Annotated in this window: 18 protein-coding genes; 10 read left to right on the top strand and 8 right to left on the bottom strand. The window is 65.1% G+C overall.

The features are described from left to right. Positions 1 to 7 precede the first annotated feature (7 nt). From ubiE to U5L98_RS17825, 7 genes are all read right to left on the bottom strand, one after another. The gene (ubiE, locus tag U5L98_RS17855; RefSeq protein WP_322559601.1) at positions 8 to 763 is read right to left on the bottom strand and encodes a bifunctional demethylmenaquinone methyltransferase/2-methoxy-6-polyprenyl-1,4-benzoquinol methylase UbiE; all 756 of its coding nucleotides are present in this window, start codon (positions 761 to 763) and stop codon (positions 8 to 10) included. Positions 764 to 861: 98 nt separating this feature from the next. Next, positions 862 to 1245: a DUF971 domain-containing protein gene (locus U5L98_RS17850; RefSeq protein WP_322559600.1), complete on the bottom strand. Its 384-nt coding sequence runs from the start codon at positions 1243 to 1245 to the stop codon at positions 862 to 864. A gap of 10 nt (positions 1246 to 1255) precedes the next feature. Continuing rightward, positions 1256 to 2578, bottom strand: a complete 1323-nt coding sequence (hslU, locus tag U5L98_RS17845) for an ATP-dependent protease ATPase subunit HslU (RefSeq protein ID WP_322559599.1) — start codon at positions 2576 to 2578, stop codon at positions 1256 to 1258. A gap of 2 nt (positions 2579 to 2580) precedes the next feature. Then, on the bottom strand, positions 2581 to 3099 hold the full coding sequence (gene hslV, locus U5L98_RS17840) for an ATP-dependent protease subunit HslV (RefSeq protein ID WP_322559598.1): 519 nt from the start codon (positions 3097 to 3099) through the stop codon (positions 2581 to 2583). 150 nt (positions 3100 to 3249) lie between these two features. Next, on the bottom strand, positions 3250 to 3978 hold the full coding sequence (locus U5L98_RS17835; RefSeq protein WP_322559597.1) for an SPOR domain-containing protein: 729 nt from the start codon (positions 3976 to 3978) through the stop codon (positions 3250 to 3252). Positions 3979 to 3981: 3 nt separating this feature from the next. After that, positions 3982 to 5667, bottom strand: coding sequence for an arginine--tRNA ligase (argS, locus tag U5L98_RS17830; protein WP_322559596.1), 1686 nt, complete (start codon positions 5665 to 5667; stop codon positions 3982 to 3984). A 102-nt stretch (positions 5668 to 5769) separates the two neighbouring features. Beyond that, positions 5770 to 8013: a primosomal protein N' gene (locus tag U5L98_RS17825; protein ID WP_322559595.1), complete on the bottom strand. Its 2244-nt coding sequence runs from the start codon at positions 8011 to 8013 to the stop codon at positions 5770 to 5772. A 159-nt stretch (positions 8014 to 8172) separates the two neighbouring features. On the opposite strand from U5L98_RS17825, the gene rpmE reads away from it, so the two are divergent. Both rpmE and U5L98_RS17815 read left to right on the top strand, forming a co-directional pair. Further along, positions 8173 to 8385 (top strand): 50S ribosomal protein L31, encoded by a 213-nt coding sequence (gene rpmE, locus U5L98_RS17820; protein ID WP_322559594.1) that lies wholly within the window; start codon positions 8173 to 8175, stop codon positions 8383 to 8385. A gap of 253 nt (positions 8386 to 8638) precedes the next feature. Next, positions 8639 to 9910, top strand: coding sequence for a malic enzyme-like NAD(P)-binding protein (locus U5L98_RS17815; RefSeq protein ID WP_322559593.1), 1272 nt, complete (start codon positions 8639 to 8641; stop codon positions 9908 to 9910). Positions 9911 to 10010: 100 nt separating this feature from the next. Here U5L98_RS17815 and U5L98_RS17810 read toward each other — a convergent pair whose 3' ends face one another. Then, the gene (locus tag U5L98_RS17810) at positions 10011 to 12539 is read right to left on the bottom strand and encodes a penicillin-binding protein 1A (RefSeq protein WP_322559592.1); all 2529 of its coding nucleotides are present in this window, start codon (positions 12537 to 12539) and stop codon (positions 10011 to 10013) included. Positions 12540 to 12801: 262 nt separating this feature from the next. Here U5L98_RS17810 and pilM point away from each other — a divergent pair, with 262 nt between their 5' ends. The 8 genes from pilM to gltB all read left to right on the top strand — a co-directional run bounded on the left by pilM (position 12802) and on the right by gltB (position 24315). Next, positions 12802 to 13863, top strand: coding sequence for a type IV pilus assembly protein PilM (gene pilM / locus U5L98_RS17805; RefSeq protein ID WP_322559591.1), 1062 nt, complete (start codon positions 12802 to 12804; stop codon positions 13861 to 13863). Then, positions 13860 to 14420: a PilN domain-containing protein gene (locus U5L98_RS17800; protein WP_322559590.1), complete on the top strand. Its 561-nt coding sequence runs from the start codon at positions 13860 to 13862 to the stop codon at positions 14418 to 14420. Before pilM ends, U5L98_RS17800 begins: the two co-directional genes overlap by 4 nt. Beyond that, positions 14417 to 15049: a type 4a pilus biogenesis protein PilO gene (locus U5L98_RS17795; RefSeq protein ID WP_322559589.1), complete on the top strand. Its 633-nt coding sequence runs from the start codon at positions 14417 to 14419 to the stop codon at positions 15047 to 15049. The genes U5L98_RS17800 and U5L98_RS17795 overlap by 4 nt, the downstream gene beginning before the upstream one ends. A 38-nt stretch (positions 15050 to 15087) precedes the next feature. Further along, positions 15088 to 15576 (top strand): pilus assembly protein PilP, encoded by a 489-nt coding sequence (locus U5L98_RS17790; protein ID WP_322559665.1) that lies wholly within the window; start codon positions 15088 to 15090, stop codon positions 15574 to 15576. A gap of 60 nt (positions 15577 to 15636) precedes the next feature. After that, on the top strand, positions 15637 to 17793 hold the full coding sequence (pilQ, locus tag U5L98_RS17785; protein WP_322559588.1) for a type IV pilus secretin PilQ: 2157 nt from the start codon (positions 15637 to 15639) through the stop codon (positions 17791 to 17793). Then, positions 17793 to 18335: a shikimate kinase AroK gene (aroK, locus tag U5L98_RS17780; protein ID WP_322559587.1), complete on the top strand. Its 543-nt coding sequence runs from the start codon at positions 17793 to 17795 to the stop codon at positions 18333 to 18335. The genes pilQ and aroK overlap by 1 nt, the downstream gene beginning before the upstream one ends. 4 nt (positions 18336 to 18339) lie before the next feature. Next, positions 18340 to 19446 carry a 3-dehydroquinate synthase gene (gene aroB / locus U5L98_RS17775; RefSeq protein ID WP_322559586.1) on the top strand — a complete coding sequence of 369 codons (1107 nt, stop codon included), beginning with the start codon at positions 18340 to 18342 and terminating at the stop codon, positions 19444 to 19446. Between the two features lie 420 nt (positions 19447 to 19866). Next, entirely contained in the window at positions 19867 to 24315 is a 4449-nt protein-coding gene (gltB, locus tag U5L98_RS17770; RefSeq protein ID WP_322559585.1) for a glutamate synthase large subunit, read from the top strand. Positions 24316 to 24322 lie beyond the last annotated feature (7 nt).

The following is a 24322-nucleotide window of genomic DNA, read 5'->3' as shown; positions in this document are numbered from 1 at the left end:
CATGCCCTCACAGCTTGATGCCGCGGTGCAGGGCGACGATGCCCCCGGTCAGATTGGTGTACTCGACTCGCTCCAGTCCAGCAGCCTCCATCATCGCCTTGAGGGTTTCCTGGTCGGGGTGCATGCGGATCGACTCGGCCAGATAGCGGTAGCTGTCGGCGTCGCTCGCCACCAGTTCGCCGATCCTTGGCAGCAGGCGGAAGGAGTATTCGTCATAGGCCTTGGAGAACAGCGGGTTGCCTGGTTTGGAGAACTCCAGCACCAGCAGGCGACCGCCCGGCTTGAGCGTTCGGGTCATGGAGCGCAGCGCGGCGTCCTTGTCGGTGACGTTGCGCAGGCCGAAGGCGATGGTGATGCAGTCGAAAGCGTTGTCGGGAAAGGGCAGGCATTCGGCGTTGGCCTGCACGTATTCGACATTACCGCCAATGCCGCTGTCGAGCAGCTTGTCGCGACCGACTCTCAGCATGGATTCGTTGATGTCGGCCAGTACCACGCGTCCTCGGGGACCTACCATGCGCGAGAACTTGGCCGTCAGGTCGCCGGTGCCGCCGGCGATGTCCAGCACGCTATGGCCTGGCCGCACGCCGGAGCGCTCGATGGTGAGCCGCTTCCACAGGCGGTGTATACCCATCGACATCAGGTCGTTCATCAGGTCATAGCGGGCCGCTACCGAATCGAAGACATGGGCCACGCGCGAGGCCTTCTCTTCGACCGGGACTTCCTGATAGCCGAAGTGGGTGGTGTGCTTGTCACTGGCGCTCATGCAGTGGGCTCCCGAATCGCTGTAGTGGGGGAGGCCTGGCGGCCTCGCAATGGCCGCCATTGTAGCCTCCCCCGATAGCGATTGTCTTGACGCCGCCCCTACAGCTGCTTGATCTCGATGCCAAGCGGCTCTCGGGAGGCGCCGGCCTCTTCCAGCCGGCGCAGGTAGTCGGCCCAGTTGACCTCGCGCTTCTCGATCAAATCGTAGAGGTAGTCCCAGCTGAAGAGCCCGCTGTCGTGGCCGTCGTCGAAGTGCAGCTTGAGGGCGTAGCGGCCGGCCTGGGTGATGTCTTTCAGGCCGACATGCTTCTTGCCCACCTGCAGGGTGGCGGTATCGGGGCCATGGCCGCGCACCTCTGCGGAGGGCGAGAAGACCCTCAGGTACTCCACCGGCAGCCGATAGCTCTCGCCGCCTTGGTAGGTGAGCTCGAGCTCACGGTCGTGCTTGTGGTAATGCACCTTGGTGGGAATCGGGGCTGTCATGAGCCGGCTCCTAGAGAATATACCGCGACAGGTCCTCGTCCATCGCCAGCTCGCCGAGCTGGGAGTCGACATAGGCGGCATCGATCGACAGCGGACTGCCGAAGTCGCCTCCCAGGTACGAGGCCTCTTCGAGCAGGCGCTCCATTACGGTGTGCAGGCGGCGGGCGCCGATGTTCTCGGTTCCCTCGTTGACCTTCCAGGCGATCTCGGCGATGCGCGCGATGCCATCCTCGGTGAAGGCGATCTCGAGGCCCTCGGTGGCGAGCAGCGCCTGATATTGCTTGGTCAGCGCCGCGGAGGGCTCGGTGAGGATGCGCTTGAAATCTTCCGGTGTCAGGGCATTCAGCTCGACGCGGATCGGCAGGCGACCTTGCAGTTCAGGGATCAGGTCCGAGGGACGCGACAGGTGAAATGCACCGGAAGCGACGAACAGGATGTGGTCGGTGCGTACCATGCCGTGCTTGGTGGAAACCGTGGAGCCTTCGATCAGCGGCAGCAGGTCGCGCTGCACGCCCTCGCGGGAGACCTCGCCACCGCTGGACTGGCCGCTGCCCTTGCAGACCTTGTCGATCTCGTCGAGGAAGACGATGCCGTTCTGTTCCACCGCCTCGATGGCACGGCTCTTGATGTCGTCCTCGTTGACCAGCTTGCTGGCCTCCTCGTCACGCAGCAGGCCGAAGGCATCCTTCACCGCTACCCGGCGGGTCTCGGTCTTCTGTTTGCCCATGCCGGAGAACAAATTCTGTAACTGGCTGGTCATCTCCTCCATGCCCGGCGGACTCATGATGTCGACGTTGGGGCCCTGCTGGGAAATCTCGATGTCGATTTCCTTGTCGTCTAGCTGCCCCTCGCGCAGCTTCTTGCGGAAAATCTGGCGAGTCGAGCTATCCTGGCGAGGCTCGTCTTCCTGGCCGCGGGGCGGCGGTAGCAGGGCGTCGAGGATGCGCTCCTCAGCGGCATCCTCCGCACGGTGTCCCACTTCTTCCTTGGCCTGCTCGCGAACCAGCTTGATGGCGGCCTCGGTCAGGTCGCGGATGATCGACTCGACGTCGCGGCCCACATAGCCCACCTCGGTGAACTTGGTGGCCTCCACCTTGATGAAGGGGGCGCCGGCCAGCTTGGCCAGGCGGCGCGCGATCTCGGTCTTGCCCACGCCGGTGGGGCCGATCATCAGAATGTTCTTGGGCGTCACCTCCTGGCGCAGCTCGCCGTCGAGCTGCATGCGACGCCAGCGGTTGCGAAGGGCGACGGCCACGGCGCGCTTGGCATCCTGCTGGCCGATGATGTACTGGTCCAGGGCGTGGACGATCTCGCGGGGGGTCATCCGAGTCATGGTCAGAGCTCTTCCAGGGTGACGTTGTGGTTGGTGAACACGCAGATGTCACCGGCGATGGTCAGGGACTTCTCGGTGATCTCGCGGGCACCGAGATCGGTGTTCTCAAGCAGGGCACGGGCTGCGGCCAAGGCATAGTTGCCGCCGGAGCCGATGGCGATGATGCCGCCTTCAGGCTCCACCACGTCGCCATTGCCGGTAATGATCAGCGAGGCGTCCTTGTTGGCCACGGCGAGCAGCGCCTCGAGGCGGCGCAGGGCGCGGTCGGTGCGCCAGTCCTTGGCCAGCTCCACGGCGGCCTTGACCAGGTTGCCCTGATACTTGTCCAGCTGTGCCTCGAAGCGTTCGAAAAGGGTGAAGGCATCGGCGGTGCCGCCGGCGAAGCCGGCCAGAACCTCGCCGCGATAGAGGCGGCGGACCTTGCTGGCGTTGCCCTTCATCACGGTATTGCCCAGCGAGACCTGGCCGTCACCGGCCAGCGCCACCTGGTCACCGCGGCGCACGGAAACGATCGTGGTCATGGAGGGGACTCCTTGGGGGAGCAAAGGGCTCCCGATGACTGGCGGCGCCGTGGGCATGCTCGCGGCGCCGTGGATGAACTCGTAGGTGAGTTGCGGGCGGGAGGCGAGGAATTCAACCTTGGTCGCGTTCTTCTCGCTTTGTTGAGCGAGTCAGTTCTGCAGCTGGATCAGTAGCGGCTCGATGCCCTGGGTGACCATCAGGTCCTGGGCGCGGTTGAGCTCGCGGCGGTCGCTGTAGGGGCCGACCTGGACCCGATGCCAGGTGTCGCCGCCGCCGGCCTTGACCTCGCTGATCTTGGCGAGCAGGCCGAAATCGCGCAGCCGGTCCGCCAGCTTGCTGGCATCGCCCGCCTCGCGAAAAGAGGCGGCCTGGAGCACGAAGCGGGCATCGGTCGTTGGTTCGTTCGTCGCCTGCGTGTCCTGGCGGTCATCCTGCCCAGTGGTGTCGGCGTCCAGGTTGGCGGCGATCACCTGGGCAATGGGATCTTCGCGGGTCGCTGTATCGGCCGTCGCGGGGCGCTCCGGCGGGGTGGCCGTGGAGGCCGGCACCTTGCCCCCGGGGGCGATCACCTCGGATTCCGGCAGCAGGGTGTAGAACTCGAAGGTCGGCATCGTCGGCTCCTCCGGGGTGGCAGGCTCACTTTCTCCGGATTCCTGTTGCTCCCCGGGTTTGGTCAACACCGTGGCCAGTGGCGAGTCGCTACCCTCCTGCCAAGGGGCGATGCCGTGCTGGTGCTGGGACAGCAGGAAGCCTGCCACCAGACCGACCAGACCCCATAGCCAGCCCGGAATGCTGCGGCGTGGGGGTGGGGCGGTGCGGCGCCGCGGGCTGCTGGTGGCACCACGCTTGCGGGGTGCCGGTTTTCGGCTGCTGGCCATGGCTTACATCTCCTCGGGCGCGCCGACACCCATCAGCTCGAGGCCGTTGCGCAGCACCTGGCGCGTAGCCAGCCCCAGCGCCAGCCGGGCGTTGCGCAAGGCGTCATCGTCGACCATCACTTTGACCGCGTTGTAGCAGGTATGGAAGTCGGCGGCGAGATCGAGCAGGTACTGGGCGATCTGCTGGGGCTCGTGGGCAGCGGCAGCGTGCTGGACGACCTCGGGATAGCGGGCCAGGCGGTTGAGCAGCGCCTTCTCCTGGTCGGCCTCGAGCAAGGCCAGGCTGTCCATGGCCAGGCCAGGGTCGAAGGCCAGGTCATCGGACTCGGCCTTGCGCATGACACTGCATATCCGGGCGTGTGCGTACTGCACGTAGTAGACCGGGTTGTCGTTGGACTGCGAGCGGGCCAGGTCGATGTCGAAGGTGAGCTGGGAGTCGGCGCGACGCGCGGCCAGGAAGAAGCGAGTGGCATCGCGGCCCACTTCGTCGATCAAGTCGCGCACTGTGACGTAGCTGCCGGCCCGCTTGGAGAGCTTCACCTCGACGCCGGAGCGGGTGACCATCACCATCTGGTGCAGCACGTAGTCGGGCCACCCTTGGGGGATACCGGCCTCGAGAGCCTGCAGGCCGGCGCGCACCCGGGTCACGGTGGAGTGGTGGTCGGCGCCTTGCTCGTTGATCACCGTCTCGAAGCCGCGCTGCCACTTGTCCAGATGGTAGGCGACATCGGGCAGGAAGTAGGTGTAGTGGCCGTCGCTCTTGCGCATCACCCGGTCCTTGTCGTCGCCGAAGTCGGTGGTACGCAGCCACAGGGCGCCGTCCTGTTCAAAGGTATGGCCCTTCTCGATCAGTCGCGCGGCGGTGGCCTCTACCTTGCCTTGTTCATAGAGCGAGGACTCCAGGAAGTAGACGTCGAACGTCACGCCGAAGGCCTTGAGGTCGAGGTCCTGTTCGCGGCGCAGGTAGGCCACGGCAAAATCGCGTATGGCGTCGAGATCGTGCGGGTCGCCTGCTGCCGTGACGTGGCGGTCATCGGCATGCACCGTCTCCTCAGCCAGATAGGCGTTGGCCACGTCGATGATATAGCCCCCGCGGTAGCCATCCTCCGGCCAGCCCGGGTCGCCGGGGTCGATGCCCTGGACCCGCGCCTGCACCGAGCGCGTCAGGTTGCTGATCTGGGCACCGGCATCGTTGTAGTAGAACTCGCGAGTCACTTCGTGGCCGGTGGCCTCGAGCAGGCGGCAGATGCAGTCACCGATTGCCGCTCCGCGGCCATGGCCGACGTGCAGCGGCCCGGTGGGATTGGCGGACACGAACTCCACCTGCACCTGGCGGCCTCGGCCGGAGAGGTTGCGGCCGTAGGCATCTCCGGCCTCGAGCACCTGGCGCACCACCTGAGCCGCGGCATCGGTAGCGGCAAAAAAGTTGACGAAGCCGGGACCGGCGATCTCGACCTTCTGCACGGCATCGCTTGTCGGCAGTGCCGCGACCAGCGCCTCGGCCAGTTCGCGAGGCTTGCGGCCGACCGGCTTGGCCAGCATCAGCGCCAGGTTGGTGGCATAGTCGCCATGGGCCTTGTCGCGGGTCGGGTCGACCTTGATGGTCGGTGCGATATCGGTGGGCAACACGCCTTGCTGCCGGAGGTTATCCAGGGCGTCCTCGAGTAGCGCGATGATGGTCTCTTTCATGGAAATGTCCGGTGTCCTTTGGCCTGGGCGGTGCGGGGCGACCGCTGGGCGAGTCTGGGGCGCCATTATCGGCAATCGGCGCCGGGCTTTAAAGGTGTGGGCTCAGGCTAGGGTCTGCGGGTCGATGTCCAGCGACCAGCGCACCCGTCGCGCCTCGGGACGACCTTCGAGCCAGGCGACCAGCCAGGCGCCGGCCTCGTGGAGCTGGCTGCGACGGTCGGCGGCCAGCATGAGCTGCAGGTGATAGCGGTTCTGGCGCCGTTCCATGGGAGCCGGAACCGGCCCCAAGCAGTCGACCTCGAGGCCCCGCTCGCCGATCCGCTGGCGCATGGTTTCGGCGGCAAGGCCCCCCAGGGCTACCACGGCCGCCTCGCGGGGCGCCTCGAGGCGCAGCAGGGCGAGGAAGCGAAAGGGCGGCAGCCGAGCGGCTCGACGCTCTTCCAGCAGCTGGCTGGCGAGGGCATCGTACCCGCTCTCGGCCAGCAGTCGCAGGTGCGGGTCGTCGGTGTGCAGGGTCTGCACCAGTACCCGACCGGGATGGGCAGCGCGGCCGGCGCGGCCTGCCACCTGCTCGAGCAGCTGGGCGCTGTGCTCCAGTGCCCGGAAGTCGCTGGCATAGAGCCCGGCGTCGGCATTGACTACCACCACCAGGGTGACATGGGGAAGGTGGTGGCCCTTGGCCAGCATCTGGGTGCCCACCAGCAGGCAGGGTTCGCCGCGGCGAACCTCGGCGAGCATCTGCTCGAGGGCGTCGCGGCGCCGAGTGCTGTCGCGATCGATACGGTGTACCGGCACCTCGGGGAACAGCGACGCCAGGGTCTCCTCGGTGCGCTCGGTACCGCTGCCCAGGGGGCGCAGGTCGACGCTGCCGCACTCGGGGCAGGCGTCGGGGAGGGCGCGGCGACGGTCGCAGTGGTGGCAGGCCAGCAGCGGCGGCTGCCGGTGCAGGGTCATGCGGGCATCACAGTGATCGCACTCGGCCATCCAGCCGCAGGCGTGGCAGGCCAGGGTGGGGGCGAAGCCGCGTCGATTGATGAAGACCAGCACCTGGTGGCCGGCGGCCAGGGTCTCGCGCACCGTCTCGATCACCGGCGGGATCAGCCCGCCCTGACGCCGACGGCCGCGCAGGTCGACGAGCTCCAGTCGCGCCGGGGCATGGCGGGTGGCCCGGCGGGTCAGGCGCAGGTGGCGATAGTCGCCGTGCAGCGCCCGCTGCAGGGACTCCAGCGAAGGGGTGGCGCTGCCCAGCAGCAGCGGGATGCGGTGGTGGTGGGCGCGAGCCACGGCCAGGTCGCGGGCATGGTAGCGCAGGCCGTCCTGCTGCTTGTAGGAGCCGTCGTGCTCCTCGTCGACGATGATGACGCCGGGCCGGGCAAGGGGAGTAAAAATGGCCGAGCGGGTACCCAGCACGATGGGGGCCCGGCCGCTGGCGGCGGCTTCCCAGGCATCGAGGCGCTCGTGGTCGGTGAGCCCCGAGTGCAGGGCCACCACCGGCGCCCGGAAGCGACGGCGGAAGCGGGCGAGGGTCTGGGGCGTCAGGCCGATCTCGGGGACCAGCACCAGCGCCTGGCGGTGGCGGCCGATGACCGCCTCGATGAGCTGCAGGTAGACCTCGGTCTTGCCGCTGCCGGTAACGCCATGCAGCAGGCAGGGGTGGAAGCCGTCGAGCCGCTCGTGAACGGCGGCCAGCGCCACGGCCTGCTCGCGGTTGAGAGGCAGGGCGGGTTCGGCAAGCCGTGCCTCGCCCTCGGCCGTGGGCGAGGCGGCCAGGGGTTCCTCGTGACGGGACACCAGCCCCTTGTCGGCCAGGGCGCGCAGCTGGTCGCGGCTGAACGACTGAGCGAGGATCGCCTGGCTGACTAGCCCGTGGGGGTGCTGGCGCAGCATGGTCAGCAGCTCCGCCTGGCGGGGGGCCCGGTCCAGGCTCGGCGGGGCGTCCTCGCGGCCGGTCGTGGTCACGCACCAGCGCTCGCGGGTGCGGGCCTCGAGTGCCCGGCCCTGGCGCAGCAGCCCCGGCAGGGCCTGGTGCAGGGTGTCGCCGAGGGCATGCTGGTAGTAGCGGGCGGCGAAGCGGCACAGCCACAGCCAGTCGGCTGGCAGCGGGGCGTCGTCGAGGCAGCCCGCCACCGGCCTGAGGCTCGAGAGCGGCAGCTCGCTTTCGTTGCGGCACTCCACCACCACGCCGACCACCTCGCGTCGGCCGAAGGGCACCGTCACCCGCAGGCCGGGCTGCCAGCCACCCGGGGGCACTTCGCGGCAGGGGCGGTAGTCGAACAGTCGGCGCAACGGCGAGGGTACGGCAACGCCCAATACGCGTGGCACGGGTGAGCAGGGGGAATCGGGCAATTGGCCTCCGGCGTCGGCTCTGCTAGAATGCTTCGCCGCTGCGAACACTCCGAGTGCGTGGAAGAGTGCGTGGCGGCAACCGGCTCGCATCTACAGACAACCCGTATGCGGTGCCTGGCAGAAGATCAGGTGGCGGCATACAGCTTCACGAGGCTCAAGATGAAACAAGGTATCCATCCGGATTACAAGACGGTCAATGCGACCTGTTCCTGCGGCGCCTCCTTCGAGGTCGGCACCACCGCGGATCACGACTTCTCTCTGGACGTCTGCTCTCAGTGCCACCCCTTCTATACCGGCAAGCAGAAGCAGGCGACCACCGGCGGTCGCGTCGAGCGCTTCAACAAGCGCTTCGGTGCTGCCATCAAGCGCTGAGCCGCCCGGCACACCGCGCCATCGAGAAACCCGCCCATCGTGGCGGGTTTCTTTTGCCCGGCTGCCGGTGGCCCCGCTGGTCACCGCGACAGGAAAAGCGTTATGTCTGGAGGAGTTGGCTATAAATGCCGGTAAATATCCGGCAACGTCTTCAAACGAGCGTACAACAGGGGTGATGTAAGGTGAGTTGAGCGCAGAAGGCTTTTTGTATACGCTAGTCGCCCTCCCATTGTGTTACCGGACCCTTATCAGCATGACTGACGCGAAGAAGCAGGCGGCGCTGGATTACCACGCGAAACCGATTCCCGGAAAGTTGTCGGTGGAAGTCACCAAGCCCACCGCCACCGCTCGAGATCTCTCCTTGGCCTACAGCCCGGGCGTGGCGGAGCCGGTTCGCGAGATTGCCAATGATCCGGAGAACGCTTACCTCTATACCGGCAAGGGCAACCTGGTAGCCGTCATCTCCGACGGCAGTGCCATCCTGGGGCTCGGCAACCTGGGGCCGCTGGCCAGCAAGCCGGTGATGGAAGGCAAGGGAGTGCTGTTCAAACGCTTCGCCGGTATCAATTCGGTGGATGTCGAAGTCAATGCCGAGAGCCCGCAGGCCTTTATCGACACCGTGGCGCGCATCGCCGACACCTGGGGCGGCATCAACCTCGAGGACATCAAGGCCCCGGAGTGCTTCGAGATCGAGCAGGCGCTGATCGAGCAGTGCAGCATCCCGGTGTTTCATGATGATCAGCACGGCACGGCCATCGTCACTGCCGCGGGCATGCTCAATGCCCTGGATATCGCCGGCAAGTCGCTGGACAGTGCGCGTATCGTCTGCCTAGGGGCCGGCGCCGCAGCCATCGCCTGCATGAAGCTGCTGGTTTCCTGCGGTGCGCATCCCGAGAACATCGTGATGCTCGACCGCAAGGGCGTGATTCATAGCGGTCGTGAGGATCTGAACCAGTACAAGGCGATGTTCGCCGTGGAGACCGACAAACGCACCCTGAGCGATGCCATTGAGGGGGCTGACGTCTTCGTCGGTCTCTCCGGGCCGGGACTGATGAGCGCCGACCATATCCGTAGCATGGCCCCCAATCCGGTGGTCTTCGCCTGCACCAATCCGGATCCGGAAATCCATCCCGATCTGGCTCGGGAGGTGCGTCCGGATGTCATCATGGCCACCGGCCGCTCCGATTATCCCAACCAGGTCAACAATGTGCTGGGCTTTCCCTTCATCTTTCGCGGGGCGCTCGACGTGCGTGCTACCCGCATCAACGAGGAGATGAAGGTCGCCGCCGTCCATGCCCTCAAGGACCTCGCCCGTGAACCTGTGCCGAAGGAGGTGCTCGAGGCTTACGAAATGGACGAGATGCATTTCGGGCCGAAATACATCATCCCCACCCCTGTGGACATCCGACTGCTCGATTGCATCTCCTCGGCGGTGGCCCAGGCCGCGGTGGATTCGGGAGTTGCGCGCAAGCCATACCCACCTCACTACCCGCTGAAGACCGTGGCTGACGTCTACGGTAGTTGAGTCCCGGCGGCTTTCCTGCCCATGACAAGCGCCGGCCCTCGGGGTCGGCGTTTTCGTACATGGCAGGCGAGGAATTGGCGCCTCGCGCGGATGCGGATTTCTAGAAGATAGCCTCGTAGGCGCCAGTACCCTGTGAGCCGCTCTGGCGCTCGACCTCGCGCTCGACGCGACGGGGCTGAACGTCGGGCAGGTGGTTGGCCATGAACAACTCCTCGATGCCGCCACCCTGGCCAGCGCTCAGCAGGCGACCGGTGTCGGGGTCGACTCGCTCGGTGACCACGCCCTCCGGCCGCTCGGGCCAGCGCTCAGGCTGCCCCTCCAGGGCCTGGCCCATGAAATCCATCCAGATCGGCAGGGCGGCCTGGGCGCCGTATTCGGCTGTAGGCGTATTGTCGTCTTTCCCCACCCAGGCAGTGGACACCAGGTCGCTGTTGAAACCGGCGAACCAGGCATCCCGTTGGTCGTTGGTGGTGCCGGTCTTGCCGACGATATCGCCGCGGTTGAGTTCCAGGGCCTTGCGGGCGGTGCCACGCTCGACGACATCGCGCAGCATGTCGCGCAGGATATAGACGGCGGCGGGGTCAGCCACCCGGGGGGCGATCTCATAGGTCTCACCGTCGAGTTCGACCGTTTCCTGGTCGGTGGGGCACTCACGGCAGGCGACGCGCGGAGTGGCCTCGTCGACTACGGTGGTGTCGTCGACGCGGGTCACCCTATCGATGAACCAGGGCGACACCTTGAAGCCGCCGTTGGCCAGTACCGCATAGGCGTTGGTCATCTCTAGCGGGGTCAGGCTGGCGCTGCCCAGCGCCAGCGAGAGGCCGCGAGGCAGCTGGTCGCTGGCGAAGCCGAAGCCCTGAAGGAAGTCGATGGTACGTTCCAGCCCGAGGGACTGCAGCACGCGGATGGTCACCAGGTTGCGTGAGCGCGCCAAGGCATCCCGCAGCCGGATCGGGCCGAGGAAGTCGCCGCTGGAGTTCACCGGGCGCCACAGTTCGTTGCTGCCGTCCTGTATCACCACGGGAGCATCGTTGACCACGCTGGCCGGGTTCATCTCGCCGCTGTTCAGCGCCGCCAGGTAGATGAAGGGCTTGAAGATCGAGCCGGACTGGCGGCGGGCCTGAGTGGCGCGATTGAACTTGCTGGCATCGAAGTCGAACCCGCCCTGGAGAGCCAGGATGGCGCCGGTGTCTGGATCCATCGCTACCAGCGAGCCTTCGGCGTCGGGGCGCTGTGAGAGGCGCCAACTGCCGTTCTCACGCTGCAGGATGCGCACCAGGTCGCCGCGGCTGGCGATCTCGTTCGCCGCGCCTGGAGCGGCACCCCGGCTCTGAGCACTGCGATAGGCGCGCGCCCACTCCAGGCCGGCCCAGTCGAGGGTATGCAGTTCGCCGCCGGGTGCCAGCACCTGCATTTCGCGGCCTTCGCTTTCAACCACGATGGCCGACTGCAGGGGGCCATAAGCGGGGGTGCGTTCGAGCACCTGCAGCCAGTTACTGACGTCGCCCTCGATGCCCTCGACTTCGGTCTGGCTGCGCTCGGCGGCACGCCGGGCGGTCTGCATGATTTCCGGTGACTCGGCGAGCTCCTCTTCGAGCCCTTCTCGGTCGGTGCGTTCCTGAGCCTCTACCAGGCTGCGCGGGATGTCGGTTTGCTCCGGGCCGCGCCAACCGTGACGGGTGTCATACTCGATCAAGCCACCGGCCAGGGCCTGGCCGGCCAGCGGCTGCAGCTCGCTGTCGAGGGTGGTATGGATGCGATAGCCGCCGGTATAGGCCCGGTCGCTATAACGCTCCACGGCGAACTGGCGGGCCATTTCAGAAACGTAATCGGCCTCCACCTCGAGCCGAGCCAGGTGGCGCCGTGCGGTGACCGGGGCCTGAACGGCGGCGTCGTAGGCTACCTGGTCGATCATCTCCAGCTTGCGCATGCGGAACAGGATCCAGTTACGGCGGATCAGGGCGCGTTCGGCATTGGCCAACGGGTTGAAGGCAGAAGGCGCCTTGGGCAGGCCGGCGATCATAGCCTTCTCGGCCAGGGTCAGCTCGGCCAGTGGACGGTCGTAGTAGACCTCCGCGGCGGCGGCGATGCCATAGGCGCGGTTGCCGAGATAGATCTTGTTGACGTAGAGCTCGAGGATTTCCTCCTTAGATAATATCTGCTCCATCTGCAGCGCCAGCAGGATCTCGCGGATCTTGCGGGTGAAGGTTTGGTCCAGGGTGAGCAGATAGTTGCGTGCCACCTGCATGGTGATGGTCGAGCCGCCGGACTGGATATCGCCACCGCTGGCCACCAGTTCCGTTGCGGCGCGGGCCAGACCCTTGGGGTCGACGCCGCGGTGGTCGAAGAAGGTGGCATCCTCGGCGGCCAACAAGGCGCCAATGAGTTCCTCGGGAATCTCGTGATACTCCACCGGGGTGCGGCGCTCTTCACCGAACTCGCCGATCAGCTTGCCGTCGCGCGTGAAGATGCGCAGCGGTGTCTGCAGCTCGAAGCCCTGCAGCTGGCGAACATCGGGCAGCCCTGGGGCGAAATAGAGCGCGGCACCCACCACGCCCAGAATCCCCGCGGTGGACAGCGAGACCAGCAGCCAGAGAACGGAAATGATCAGGGTTCTGAGTAACTTCATGAAAACGCGGTATCCATGCTGGGAACGGGACGTAGTGGTGGCGATGATATGGCCTTCCCTTGCGGTCGCCATTATAGGAAGCCGAGGGGGCGGTCACCAGCGTTGATGCTAAGCGACACCCTCATTCGTGTGAGAAACCGAAATATCATGTAACCTTCGATCATCGGTTGGGTATGATGCATTTAATGTATTTCCCCCGATTCGGGGTGGATAATCATAATGAGCGGCACGCCGCATGGATCAGGCAGGGGCATGACGCAAGATGCGACTGAGAGCATCCGGCAAGGGACTGGTTGGTGTCGATATCACCTCGGCTACCGTCAAGGTCATCGAACTCAAGCGCGCTGGTAACCACTACCAGGTCGAAAGCTACGCCGTGCGGCCACTGCGCGAAGGTGCAGTTATCGAGCGGCGGATACGCGACATGCCGGCCGTCGTGGACGCTCTCAAGCGTGCTGTTGAGCATGCCAAGCCTGGGTCGCGCAATGCCGCCGTGGCTGTCCCTGCCAGTGCCGCTATCACCAAGACCCTCACCTTGCCCGCCTCTCTCGACGACGACGAGATCGAGGCGCGCATCCAGCTCGAATCAGACAAGCATATTCCGTTTCCGTTCAGCGAGGTCGCCTTCGACTTTCAGCGGCTGGGCCTTAACTCGCGCTATGGCGACCAGCAGGATGTTCTGCTGGTGGCCTGCCGCCAGCAGGATGTCAACCAGTTGACGGAGGCCGTGCTGCAGGCGGGGCTCACCCCGGCGGCCGTTGATGTCGAGACCTTCGCCATGGAGCGCGCCTTCCAGGAGCTTCGCCACCAGTTGCCCCCCACCAGTGAGGATCAAGAGTGCGTGGCTCTGGTGGATATCGGTGCCACCATGAACGCCTTCCACGTGCTGCGCGAGGGTCGTGTCACCTACAGCCGCGATACGGTATTCGGTGGCCGCCAGCTGACCGACGAGATTCGCAATCGCTACGGGCTGACGCTCGAGGAGGCGGGCCTGGCCAAGAAGCGTGGTGGCCTGCCGGATGATTACCAGCGCAGCGTACTCGATCCCTTCCTGGATACCCTGGTCCAGCAGGTGGGACGCTCGCTGCAACTCTATTACACCGCCGGACGAAAGCAGGAGGTTCGGCGGATGATCCTGGCCGGCGGCACCAGCGTGCTGCCGGGCCTGGCGGAACGCCTGGCCGAGGAGAGCGGCATGGAGGTGGTGATCGCCAATCCCTTCCGGCGCATGAAGGTGAATCCCCGCATCGACGTCCCGACCCTGGCCGGTGATGCTCCGGCCATGGTCACGGCCTGCGGCCTGGCGATGAGGGTAGGCAAATGACCATCGAGATCAACCTGCTCCCCTGGCGAGAGGAAGAGCGTGCCCGGCGCAGCAAGCGGTTCTTCATGGCGTTGGCGCTGATGGCGCTGATCGGTCTCGGCGGCGGTTTTGGCATGACCTGGTATCTCGATCAGCGGTTGAGTGCTCAGCAGGAGCGCAACCGGTTCGTCGAGGCCGAAAGCAAGCAACTGGATTCCGCTATCCGTGAGATCAGTGAACTGGAAGAGATTCGACAGACCATGGAGGCTCAGGTACGGGTCTTCACGGAGCTTCAAGCGGGAAGAGGCTTGACGGTTCATGTCTTCAATGACCTGGTAACCAGCCTCGTTGACGGCGTGCATTACACGCAGCTTAACCGTCAGGGGAATAGCCTGCGGATGTCGGGTGTGGCTGAGAACAACCGGCAGGTGTCTGATCAGTTGCGAACGCTGGATGCGGCCCCGTCTCTGAGTGAGCCAGTGCTTTCCGAAGTCGAGACTGCCGACGACGAGATGCGTCGCTTCAACCTCAGCGTGAACCAGCAGATGCCCGATAGAGAAGGCTCGGAGACGCCATGAATCTGTCCACGGAAGTTCGTCGACTGCGCGACATGGACTGGGGTGAGCTGGACATCAAGGAGTCCGGCGGCTGGCCCTTCCTGCTTCAGTTGATCTGCTGCGTGCTGGTCTTGGGCCTGACCCTCGCCGGCACATACTGGTACCTGGCCGCACCTAAGCTCGAGGAGCTGGGTCAGGCCAGGACAGAGGAGGCTCGTCTGATCAGGGACTACCAGAGCAAGGCGGCGCAGGCGGCACATCTGGAAGTCATGCGCGAAGAAATGGCCATCCTCGAGGAGCGCATGAACACGCTCAGAGATATGCTGCCGACGGGTGCCGAGGTGCCTTCGCTGATCGATAACATCAGTGAAGCGGCTATCAGCAATCAACTTTCCATCGAATTCATTCGCCTGCGCAGCCCCGTCTCTCAGGAATTCTATGTCGAGCAGCCATTCGATATCCGGGTGCGGGGCGGCTATCACCGGATTGCGGAGTTCTTGGCAAATGTCGCCAGCCTGCCGCGCATCGTCACCCAGCATGACCTGACGCTCGAGCCTATGGAAGATGCTGGCGGCGAGCAACTGCAGCTATCCATGCTTGCCCGCACCTACAGTTACCGCCAGTCGGGAGAAGAGGAGGAGGCACCGTGACAAGAACGAACGGATGCCATGTGCTCCTCGCTTTCGGCATGGGACTACTGACGGCCTGCGCTGATCCTGAGCTGAGGAATCTCGAGCGTGAGCTGGCCGAGGCTCGAACGGATCCCGGGGAGGTGCCTCGGGTAGAGCTTCCGGAAATTCCGCAGGTTGACCGGGTGGCGTATTCCGGGAGTGATAACAGGAGTCCCTTCTTGCCCCGGCGTATGCAGGATCAGCGTGAAGTGCCTCAGGCTGGTGAACTTGCACCGCCACCGGATCGTCCCCGTGAGCCGCTAGAGGCCTACGACCTTTCCGAGTTGGAGTTGGTCGGAATATTGACGGTTGGCGGCGAGCCATCAGCGCTCGTGCGTGCGCCTGACGGCAAGGTTCATCGAGTCAGGATTGGCAATTATATGGGGCTGGACCATGGGCGCATCGTGAGCATCACGGATAGCTCGCTGGTTCTGGTGGAGACCGTACTCGAGGGAAACGCCTGGCAGGAGCGCACCAGGCAGATTGCCCTCGGTGAGGGCGAATAGAACAGTTTATACCATGCCACCTGGCATTAGGTGGCAGAGGCGTGCAAGGGGAAGGGAACAATGCAACCGATAATACGTGGTCTCGCACTCGTGGTACTGCTGGCGGTCTCCACGGCCGCTACGGCGGCTTCCACCCTCACCGATCTGGATTTCCGCCAGGGAAGCGACGGCGCACTGGAAGTGGATCTCGATTTCCGTGGCCCGGTTCCCGAGGTGCGCGGCTATCGCCTAGACGATCCGGCCCGGCTGACCATCGACCTGATGGAGACCGACAGCGCCCTCGAGCGCCGCCGTGAGGAGCTCGGCATCGGCGGGGTCGAGCGGGTCACGGCCCTGGAGGCCGGCTCGCGCACGCGCCTGGTCTTCGAGCTCGAGGGGCCCTTGCCTTATGACACCCGTCAGCAGGGCGACCGCCTGCGCCTCTCCATCGGTGGCGGGGCCGGCCAGTCGCCGGCGGCCACGACCGCCTCGGCGACGACTTCCTCAACTGCGGCACCCTCGACCGCCGCCGTCTCGGCCAGCCCGAGCCGAGATACCTCGTCATCGTACGGCGAGCCGAGCATTCAGGATATCGACTTTCGACGTGGCGACGCTGGGGCAGGGCGACTGGTCGTCACCTTCGACCGCACCGGGGTGGATGCCCGGGTCCGCGAGAGCGGCCGCAACCGCATCATTGCCGAACTGCGCGGCGTCGAGTTGCCGGCCTCCCTGGACCAGGTCTACGACGTCAGTGACTTCGGCACACCGCTGCGGCGCGTTACCCCGCGGGTGGGACGCAATGGCGTGACTCTGGACATCGAGGGCAGTGGCGACTTCGCCATGCTCTCCACCCAGAGCGGCCGCCAGTTGACCATCGAGGCCCAGCCGGTCACCCGGGAGGAGCGCGAGCAGCGCACTCGTGAGCAATTCCCCTATACCGGTGAGCGCATCACCTTGAACTTCCAGGACATCGAAGTGCGTTCGGTATTGGCGATCATCGCCGACTTCACCGGCCTCAATCTGGTGGCCAGCGACAGCGTGACCGGCCGCGTCACCCTCAATCTGCAGGACGTGCCCTGGGACCAGGCCCTGGACCTGGTGCTCAAGAGTCACGGCCTGGCCAGCCGTCAGGATGGCAACGTCATCGTGGTGGCGCCGGCCTCGGAACTTGCCCAGCGGGAGCAGATCGAGCTTCAGGCTCGCGAGCAGCTCGAGACCCTGGCGCCGCTGGAGTCCGAGTATGTCCAGATGAAGTATGCCAAGGCCGAGGAAATGGCCCGCCTGCTGCGCGGCGAAGAGGGCTTCGGCCTGCTCTCGGAACGGGGCAAGGTGGCCGTCGATGCCCGTACCAATACCCTGTTGATCCAGGATACCGCCGAAAACATCGACTCCATCCTGGCAACCTTCGACACGCTCGATGTGGCGGTGCGCCAGGTTCAGATCGAGGCACGAATTGTTATTGCCCGGGATAGTGCCACCCGCGAGCTAGGTGTCAACTGGGGGCTTTCCAGCAACCGCACAGGTGATGGGTTTCGAGCAGGTGGTGCTTCTATTGGTCGGTCTTTCTCCCAAGAAGGTAGGCGCTACTCTGACGGCGTTCCCCTTCCCGACGAAGAAGGGATAATCGAGTATGAAGATAACGTCTTCCAGCGCGGAGGTTTGACAGTTGATTTGGGAAACCCTAATCAATCTTTGTCGAGCTTTGCTTTCGGCTATCTCTCCGGCGATATCCTGCTTGATCTGGAGCTTCGCGCCCTGGAGAGCGAGGGCAAGAGTCAGACCATTTCCCAGCCGCGGGTGATCACCGCCAATCAGAAAATGGCGACGATCGAGCAGGGTACCGAGATTCCCTTTGAGACGGTTTCCGACCAAGGCACTGAAGTTCAATTCAAAAAGGCGGTGCTTTTGCTGGAGGTGACGCCGCAGATCACCCCGGACAACCGCATTATCATGGACCTGGATATCACCAATAACACGGTGGGGCAGCTTTTTAACGGCGTGCCCTCCATCGACACCAATGAGATAAAGACCCAGGTGCTTGTCGACAACGGCGAGACCGTGGTCCTGGGCGGTATCCTGACCACCGAGGAGGTCCAGAGCTTGCTAAAGACTCCCTTCTTCGGCGACCTGCCGGTGATCGGCAACCTCTTCCGCTATACCGAGAACACCAATGATAAGGTAGAGTTGCTGGTATTCATTACGCCCCGAATACTGGACGATAACCTGGCCATTCGCTGATGCAGGAATTACCCAACCTGATACTGATCGGTCCCATGGGGGCCGGCAAGAGTACCATCGGCCGCCTTCTGGCGGCCGAACTGTCACGCGCGTTCTACGACAGCGACCACCAGATCCAGGCGCGTTGCGGCGCCGACATCCCCTGGATCTTCGACGTCGAGGGCGAGACAGGCTTTCGTGACCGCGAGACCCAGATGATCCGCGAGCTGACCCGCCACGAGGGTGTGGTCATTGCCACCGGTGGCGGTGCTGTGCTGCGCGAGGAGAATCGCCGGGTGCTGCGCGAGAGCGGTACCGTCATCTATCTGCTCACCACCGTGGAGCAGCAACTTCGGCGCACTGCCAAGGACCGCAACCGGCCGCTGCTGCAGCGTGGCGACCGCGAGCAGCTGCTGCGCGAGATGTTTGCGCTACGTGACCCCCTTTATCGGGCCACGGCCGATGTGGTGGTGCGCACCGACCGGCGCGGCCCGCGTGCCGTGGTCAACGAGATCGTGCGGCGCGTCACGCGCCTGGTCGATCCCCTGCAATGCAAGGCCTGAGCCCATGAGCGACTCCTCGAAGGGCCCGCGCACCTTAGAGGTGGCGCTGGGCGAGCGCAGCTATCCCATCCACATTGGCCCCGGTCTGCTCGGCGATCCTCAATGGCTTTCCCCGTATCTGGCCGGGCGCCAGGTCATGGTGGTTACCAACGAGACGGTGGCGCCACTCTATCTCGAGCGCCTCAGGCAGGGGCTCGCTGCCGACCTCGAGGTTCGCGAACTGGTCCTGCCTGACGGCGAGGCCACCAAGATAGTCGCCAGTGTCGAGCGGGTCTGGGATGCCCTGCTGGCGGCCGGTTTCAATCGTCGCTGCACCCTCATTGCCCTGGGTGGCGGGGTGATCGGCGACATGGTCGGCTTCGCTGCAGCCTGTTATCAGCGTGGAGTGGCCTTCGTGCAGGTGCCGACCACCTTGCTCGCTCAGGTCGACTCCTCGGTGGGCGGCAAGACGGGGGTGAACCACCCGCGCGGCAAGAATATGATCGGTGCCTTCTGGCAGCCGCGAGCGGTGCTGATCGATACCGACACCCTGGCGACGCTGCCGCCACGGGAGCTCTCGGCGGGGCTCGCCGAGGTGATCAAGTACGGGCTGATCCGCGATGCCGACTTCCTGGCCCGGCTGGAAGCCGAGATGGATGCGCTGCGAGGCCTCGATGCCGCCGCCCTGACTCGGGCAATCGAGCGCAGCTGTACCCTCAAGGCAGAGATCGTTGCCGAGGACGAAACGGAGCAGGGCGTGCGGGCGTTGCTCAACCTGGGCCATACCTTTGGCCACGCCATCGAGGCCCATCAGGGCTACGGCAACTGGCTGCATGGCGAGGCCGTGGGCGCCGGCATGTTGATGGCGGCCGAGCTTTCCTGCCGGCTTGGCTGGTTGAGCGACAAGGAGGTGGCGCGCATCCGGGCGATCATCGAAGCTGCGGGCCTGCCCCTGGCGGCCCCGGCCGACATGTCGGTGGAGGACTTTCTCACCATCATGCGCCTCGACAAGAAGAACCTCGACAGCCGCCTGCGCCTGATCCTGTTACGCACCCTTGGCGGTGCCTGCATCCATGATGAGACTCCGGCCGAGACCTTGATCGACCTTCTCGAGAATTTCCCTCGGCGCTGAAAACAGTCTGCTCTTCCGTTGGCCTCTGTGCCTGGCCAGACGACGCCCGCCCTTGTGCGGGCGTCGTCGCGTCGGGACAAGTATCTGCATGGCGTATGCTGGATCGGCATGGGGGAATGATCAACAACTAGGCTAAAGTCTAACGCTTTGTCCAGTGTGTCGAGGGCTCGCCAATGGTTCTTGCAAGCCATTGAGTTACCGGGGTTTTCTGGCTAAATGTCGGTGCAAGTGGCGGATTTGTCGATGGTTTTTCGTAGAGAACCTGGAGCGGAATATTGCGCGGTGGGTACGGCTCTGGCTATGCTGGCTGGCCTTTTGTCGAGCAGTCGTGTGGCCGTTTCGGGGGCAGCATGAAAAAGAAAACCGAATATGATGCCACGTAATGACTGCCAAAAAAACCCTTTAACCCGAGGCACGCCCATGAACAGAGGTCTTCATCAGCCCGGCGAGTTCCGCGACAACTGCGGGTTCGGCCTGATCGCCCACATGGAAGGCCAGGCCAGCCACGACCTGCTCAAGACCGCCATCGAGTCGCTGACCTGCATGACCCACCGTGGCGGTATCGCGGCCGATGGCAAGACCGGCGATGGTTGCGGGTTACTGCTGCAGATGCCGGATGCCTTTATGCGCGACGTCGCCAAGGAATCTCTTGGTGTGGAGCTTGGTGAGTACTTCGCCGTGGGCGTGGTATTCCTCCCTGACGACGACGCCCGGGAAGCCCGCGGCCGCGAGACCCTGGAAGTCGAACTCGGGGCGCGTGGTCTGCGTGTGGTGGGCTGGCGCGACGTGCCGGTGGATGCCAGCGTCTGCGGGCCCATGGCCCTGGACTGCCTGCCGCGAATCCGCCAGCTGTTCGTCGAGCCGGAGGGGGGCGATGTCGCCCAGTTCGATGTGAATCTTTTCATGGCCCGCCGCCGCGCCGAGGAGACGCTGCGTGACGACCAGGACTTCTATGTCTGCTCGCTCTCCCGCGAGGTGGTTTCCTACAAGGGACTGATGATGCCGGTGGACCTGCCGGCCTTCTATCCCGATCTGGGCGACGAGCGCCTGGAGACCGCGATCTGCGTCTTCCACCAGCGCTTCTCTACCAACACCGCGCCACGCTGGCCACTGGCCCAGCCGTTTCGCCTGCTGGCCCACAACGGCGAGATCAACACGGTGGAAGCCAACCGGGGTTGGGCCAACTCGCGCAAGGAGAACTTCGTCAGCAAGCGGCTGCCCGAGATCACCGGACTCGACGAGATCGTCAACACCACCGGGTCGGACTCCTCGAGCATGGACAACATGCTCGAGGTGCTGCTCACCGGCGGCATGGAGCTGCACCGCGCGGTACGCATGATGGTGCCGCCGGCCTGGCAGAACGTGGAGCTGATGGACGGCGACCTGCGTGCCTTCTACGAATACAACTCCATGCATATGGAGCCCTGGGATGGCCCCGCCGGGGTGGTGATGACCGATGGCCGCCAGGCGATCTGCATGCTCGACCGCAACGGCCTTCGACCGGCTCGCTGGGTGATCACCCGCAACGGCTACATCACCCTGGCCTCGGAGATCGGCACTTACGGCTACAAGCCCGAAGACGTGGTGGCCAAGGGGCGTGTTGGCCCGGGCCAGATACTGGCCGTGGACACCCAGACCGGCGAGGTGCTGCACACTCCGGACATCGACGAGCGCCTCAAGTCCGCCTATCCCTACAAGCGCTGGCTGAAGCAGGAGGCCCAATACCTGGAGTCGGCGCTGACCGAGCTCGCCAGCTTCCACAACATGGACCCTGAGGCCCTGCGCACCCAGCAGAAGATGTTCCAGGTCAGTTTCGAGGAGCGCGATCAGGTGCTGCGGCCGCTGGCCGAGAGCGGCCAGGAGGCGGTGGGCTCCATGGGCGACGACACCCCCATGGCAGTGCTCTCGGGCAAGCAGCGGCTGCTCACCGACTATTTCCGCCAGAAGTTCGCCCAGGTCACCAACCCGGCCATCGATCCGCTGCGCGAGGCGATCGTGATGTCGCTGGAGACCTGCATCGGCGCCGAACTCAACGTCTTCAAGGCGACACCCGAGCATGCCCATCGCATCATCCTGACCACGCCGATCCTCTCACCCCGCAAGTTCGCCGCCCTGGTGAATCAGGAGGATCCGGCCTTCACCAGCCGTATCCTGTCGCTGGGCTATGATTCCCAGGAGATGGGTCTCAAGGGGGCGATCCATGAGCTCTGCCGACAGGCCGAGCAGGCGGTCAACGATGGCAAGGTGATCCTGGTGCTCAGCGATGCCGAGCTGGGCAAGGGTATGGTGCCTATCCATGCGGCGCTGGCCGTGGGCGCTGTACACCACCACCTGGGACGCCTGGCCCTGCGCCCGCGTTGTAACATCGTGGTGGAAACCGGTTATGCCCGCGACGCTCATCAGATGGCGGTGCTGTTCGGCGTCGGCGCCACGGCGGTGTTCCCCTGGCTGGCCTATCAGGTCATGGCCGACATGCACCACACCGGCGAGCTGGTCGGCAACCCGGCCGACGCCCGCGAGAACTACCGCAAGGGGCTGCAGAAGGGACTGTTCAAGATCCTTTCCAAGATGGGCATCTCGACCCTGGCCTCCTATCGCGGCTCCCAGCTGTTCGAGGCGGTGGGCCTCTCTTCTGAGGTGATGGACCTCTGCTTTACCGGCATGGCGTCACGCATCGAGGGCACCGGCTTCAGCGAACTGCAGCTACAGCAGGAACTGCTGGGGCGCGAGGCCTGGACGCCGCGCAAGGGCGTTTCCCAGGGCGGCCTGATGAAGTACGTCCACGGCCACGAGTACCATGCCTACAACCCCGACGTGGTCATGTCCCTGCAGGAGGCGGTTCAGCAGGGTGATTACACCAAGTGGAAGAAGTTCGCCCGACTGGTCAACGAGCGCTCACCGGCCACCCTGCGCGACCTGCTGAAACTCAGGCCCGCCGCCGAGCCGCTGCCCATGGAGGAGATCGAGGCGGTCGAGGACCTGCTGCCGCGCTTCGACAGCGCCGGCATGTCGCTGGGTGCGCTGTCGCCCGAGGCTCACGAGGCCCTGGCCCAGGCCATGAACGAAGCCGGCGGACGCTCCAACTCCGGCGAGGGGGGCGAGGACCCGGCCCGCTACGGCACCATCCGCTCCTCGAAGATCAAGCAGATCGCCTCCGGACGCTTCGGCGTGACGCCGGCCTACCTGGTCAACGCCGAGGTGCTGCAGATCAAGGTGGCCCAGGGCGCCAAGCCCGGCGAGGGCGGCCAGCTGCCTGGTGGCAAGGTCAACGAGCTGATCGCCCGGCTGCGCTACTCGGTGCCCGGCGTGACGTTGATCTCGCCGCCGCCGCACCACGACATCTACTCCATCGAGGACCTGGCGCAGCTGATCTTCGACCTCAAGCAGGTCAATCCCGATGCCCAGGTGTCGGTGAAGCTGGTCTCCGAGCCCGGCATCGGTACCATCGCCACCGGCGTGGCCAAGGCCTACGCCGACCTGATCACCGTCTCCGGCTACGATGGCGGCACCGCGGCCAGCCCGCTGACCTCGATCAAGCACGCCGGCAGCCCCTGGGAACTGGGCCTGCCCGAGGTGCATCAGGCGCTGCGCATCAACGGCCTGCGCGACAAGATCCGCCTGCAGACCGACGGTGGCCTGAAGACCGGCCTGGACGTGGTCAAGGCGGCGATTCTCGGTGCCGAGAGCTTCGGCTTTGGTACCGCGCCCATGGTGGCATTGGGTTGCAAGTACTTGCGTATCTGCCATCTCAACAACTGCGCCACCGGCGTGGCCACCCAGATGCAGTACCTGCGCGACGAGCACTTCCGCGGCACCGTGGACATGGTCAAGCACTACTTCCGCTTCATCGCCGAGGAGGTGCGGGAACTGATGGCCCTGCTGGGCGTGCGCCAGCTCACCGACCTGATCGGCCGCACCGACCTGCTGGAGGTGCTGGAGGGTGTCACGGCCTCCCAGCGCAAACTCGACCTGTCGGGCCTGCTGGGCAACGACTTCGTGCCGGCGGATGCGCCGCAGTTCTGCGCGGTCAGCCGCAACGCGCCTCACGACCCCGGGGCCAAGAACCAGGAGGTGCTGGCCGCCCTCCGGGAGGCGATCGAACATAAGAGCGGTGGTGAGTTCACCTTCACCATCACCAACTGCGACCGCAGCGTCGGTGCGCTGATCTCCGGGGCCATCGCCAAGCGCTACGGCGAGGCGGGGCTCGAGGATGCGCCGGTCACTGCCCGCTTCACCGGGGTTGCCGGTCAGAGCTTCGGTGTGTGGAATGCTCGCGGCCTCAACCTCTACCTGGAGGGCGATGCCAACGACTATGTCGGCAAGAGCATGAATGGCGGCAAGGTGGTGATCGTGCCGCCGGCCGGCAGCGCCTTCGAGAGCCACCGGACCGCCATCGTCGGCAATACCTGCCTGTATGGCGCCACCGGCGGCAAGCTGTTCGCCGCCGGCACCGCCGGCGAGCGCTTCGGTGTGCGCAACTCCGGCGCCCATGCGGTGATCGAGGGTGCCGGCGATCACTGCTGCGAGTACATGACTGGCGGCATGATCTGCGTGCTCGGCGAGGTGGGCGTCAACTTCGGTGCGGGCATGACCGGCGGCTTTGCCTACGTGCTCGACGAGGACCGCACCTTCGTCGACAAGTACAACCATGAACTGGTGGAGATCCACCGGGTGAACACCGAGGTCATGGAGGCCTATCGGCGTCATCTGCGGGAGGTCATCGAGGAGTATGTGGCCGAGACCAACTCAGCGCGCGGCCGCGAAATTCTCGAGGACTTCAGCGACTTCGTCCGTCACTTCTGGCTGGTGAAGCCCAAGGCCGCGAGCCTGGGTAGCCTGCTGGCCCAATCCCGGCGTCAGCCGGAATAAGAGGCGG

The sequence above is a fragment of the Halomonas sp. genome (assembly GCF_034520545.1).
In the GTDB taxonomy this organism is placed as follows: Bacteria; Pseudomonadota; Gammaproteobacteria; order Pseudomonadales; family Halomonadaceae; genus Halomonas.
The sequence above is the reverse complement of the archived record's forward strand: the minus strand, read 5'-3'. Positions and strand labels throughout refer to the sequence as shown.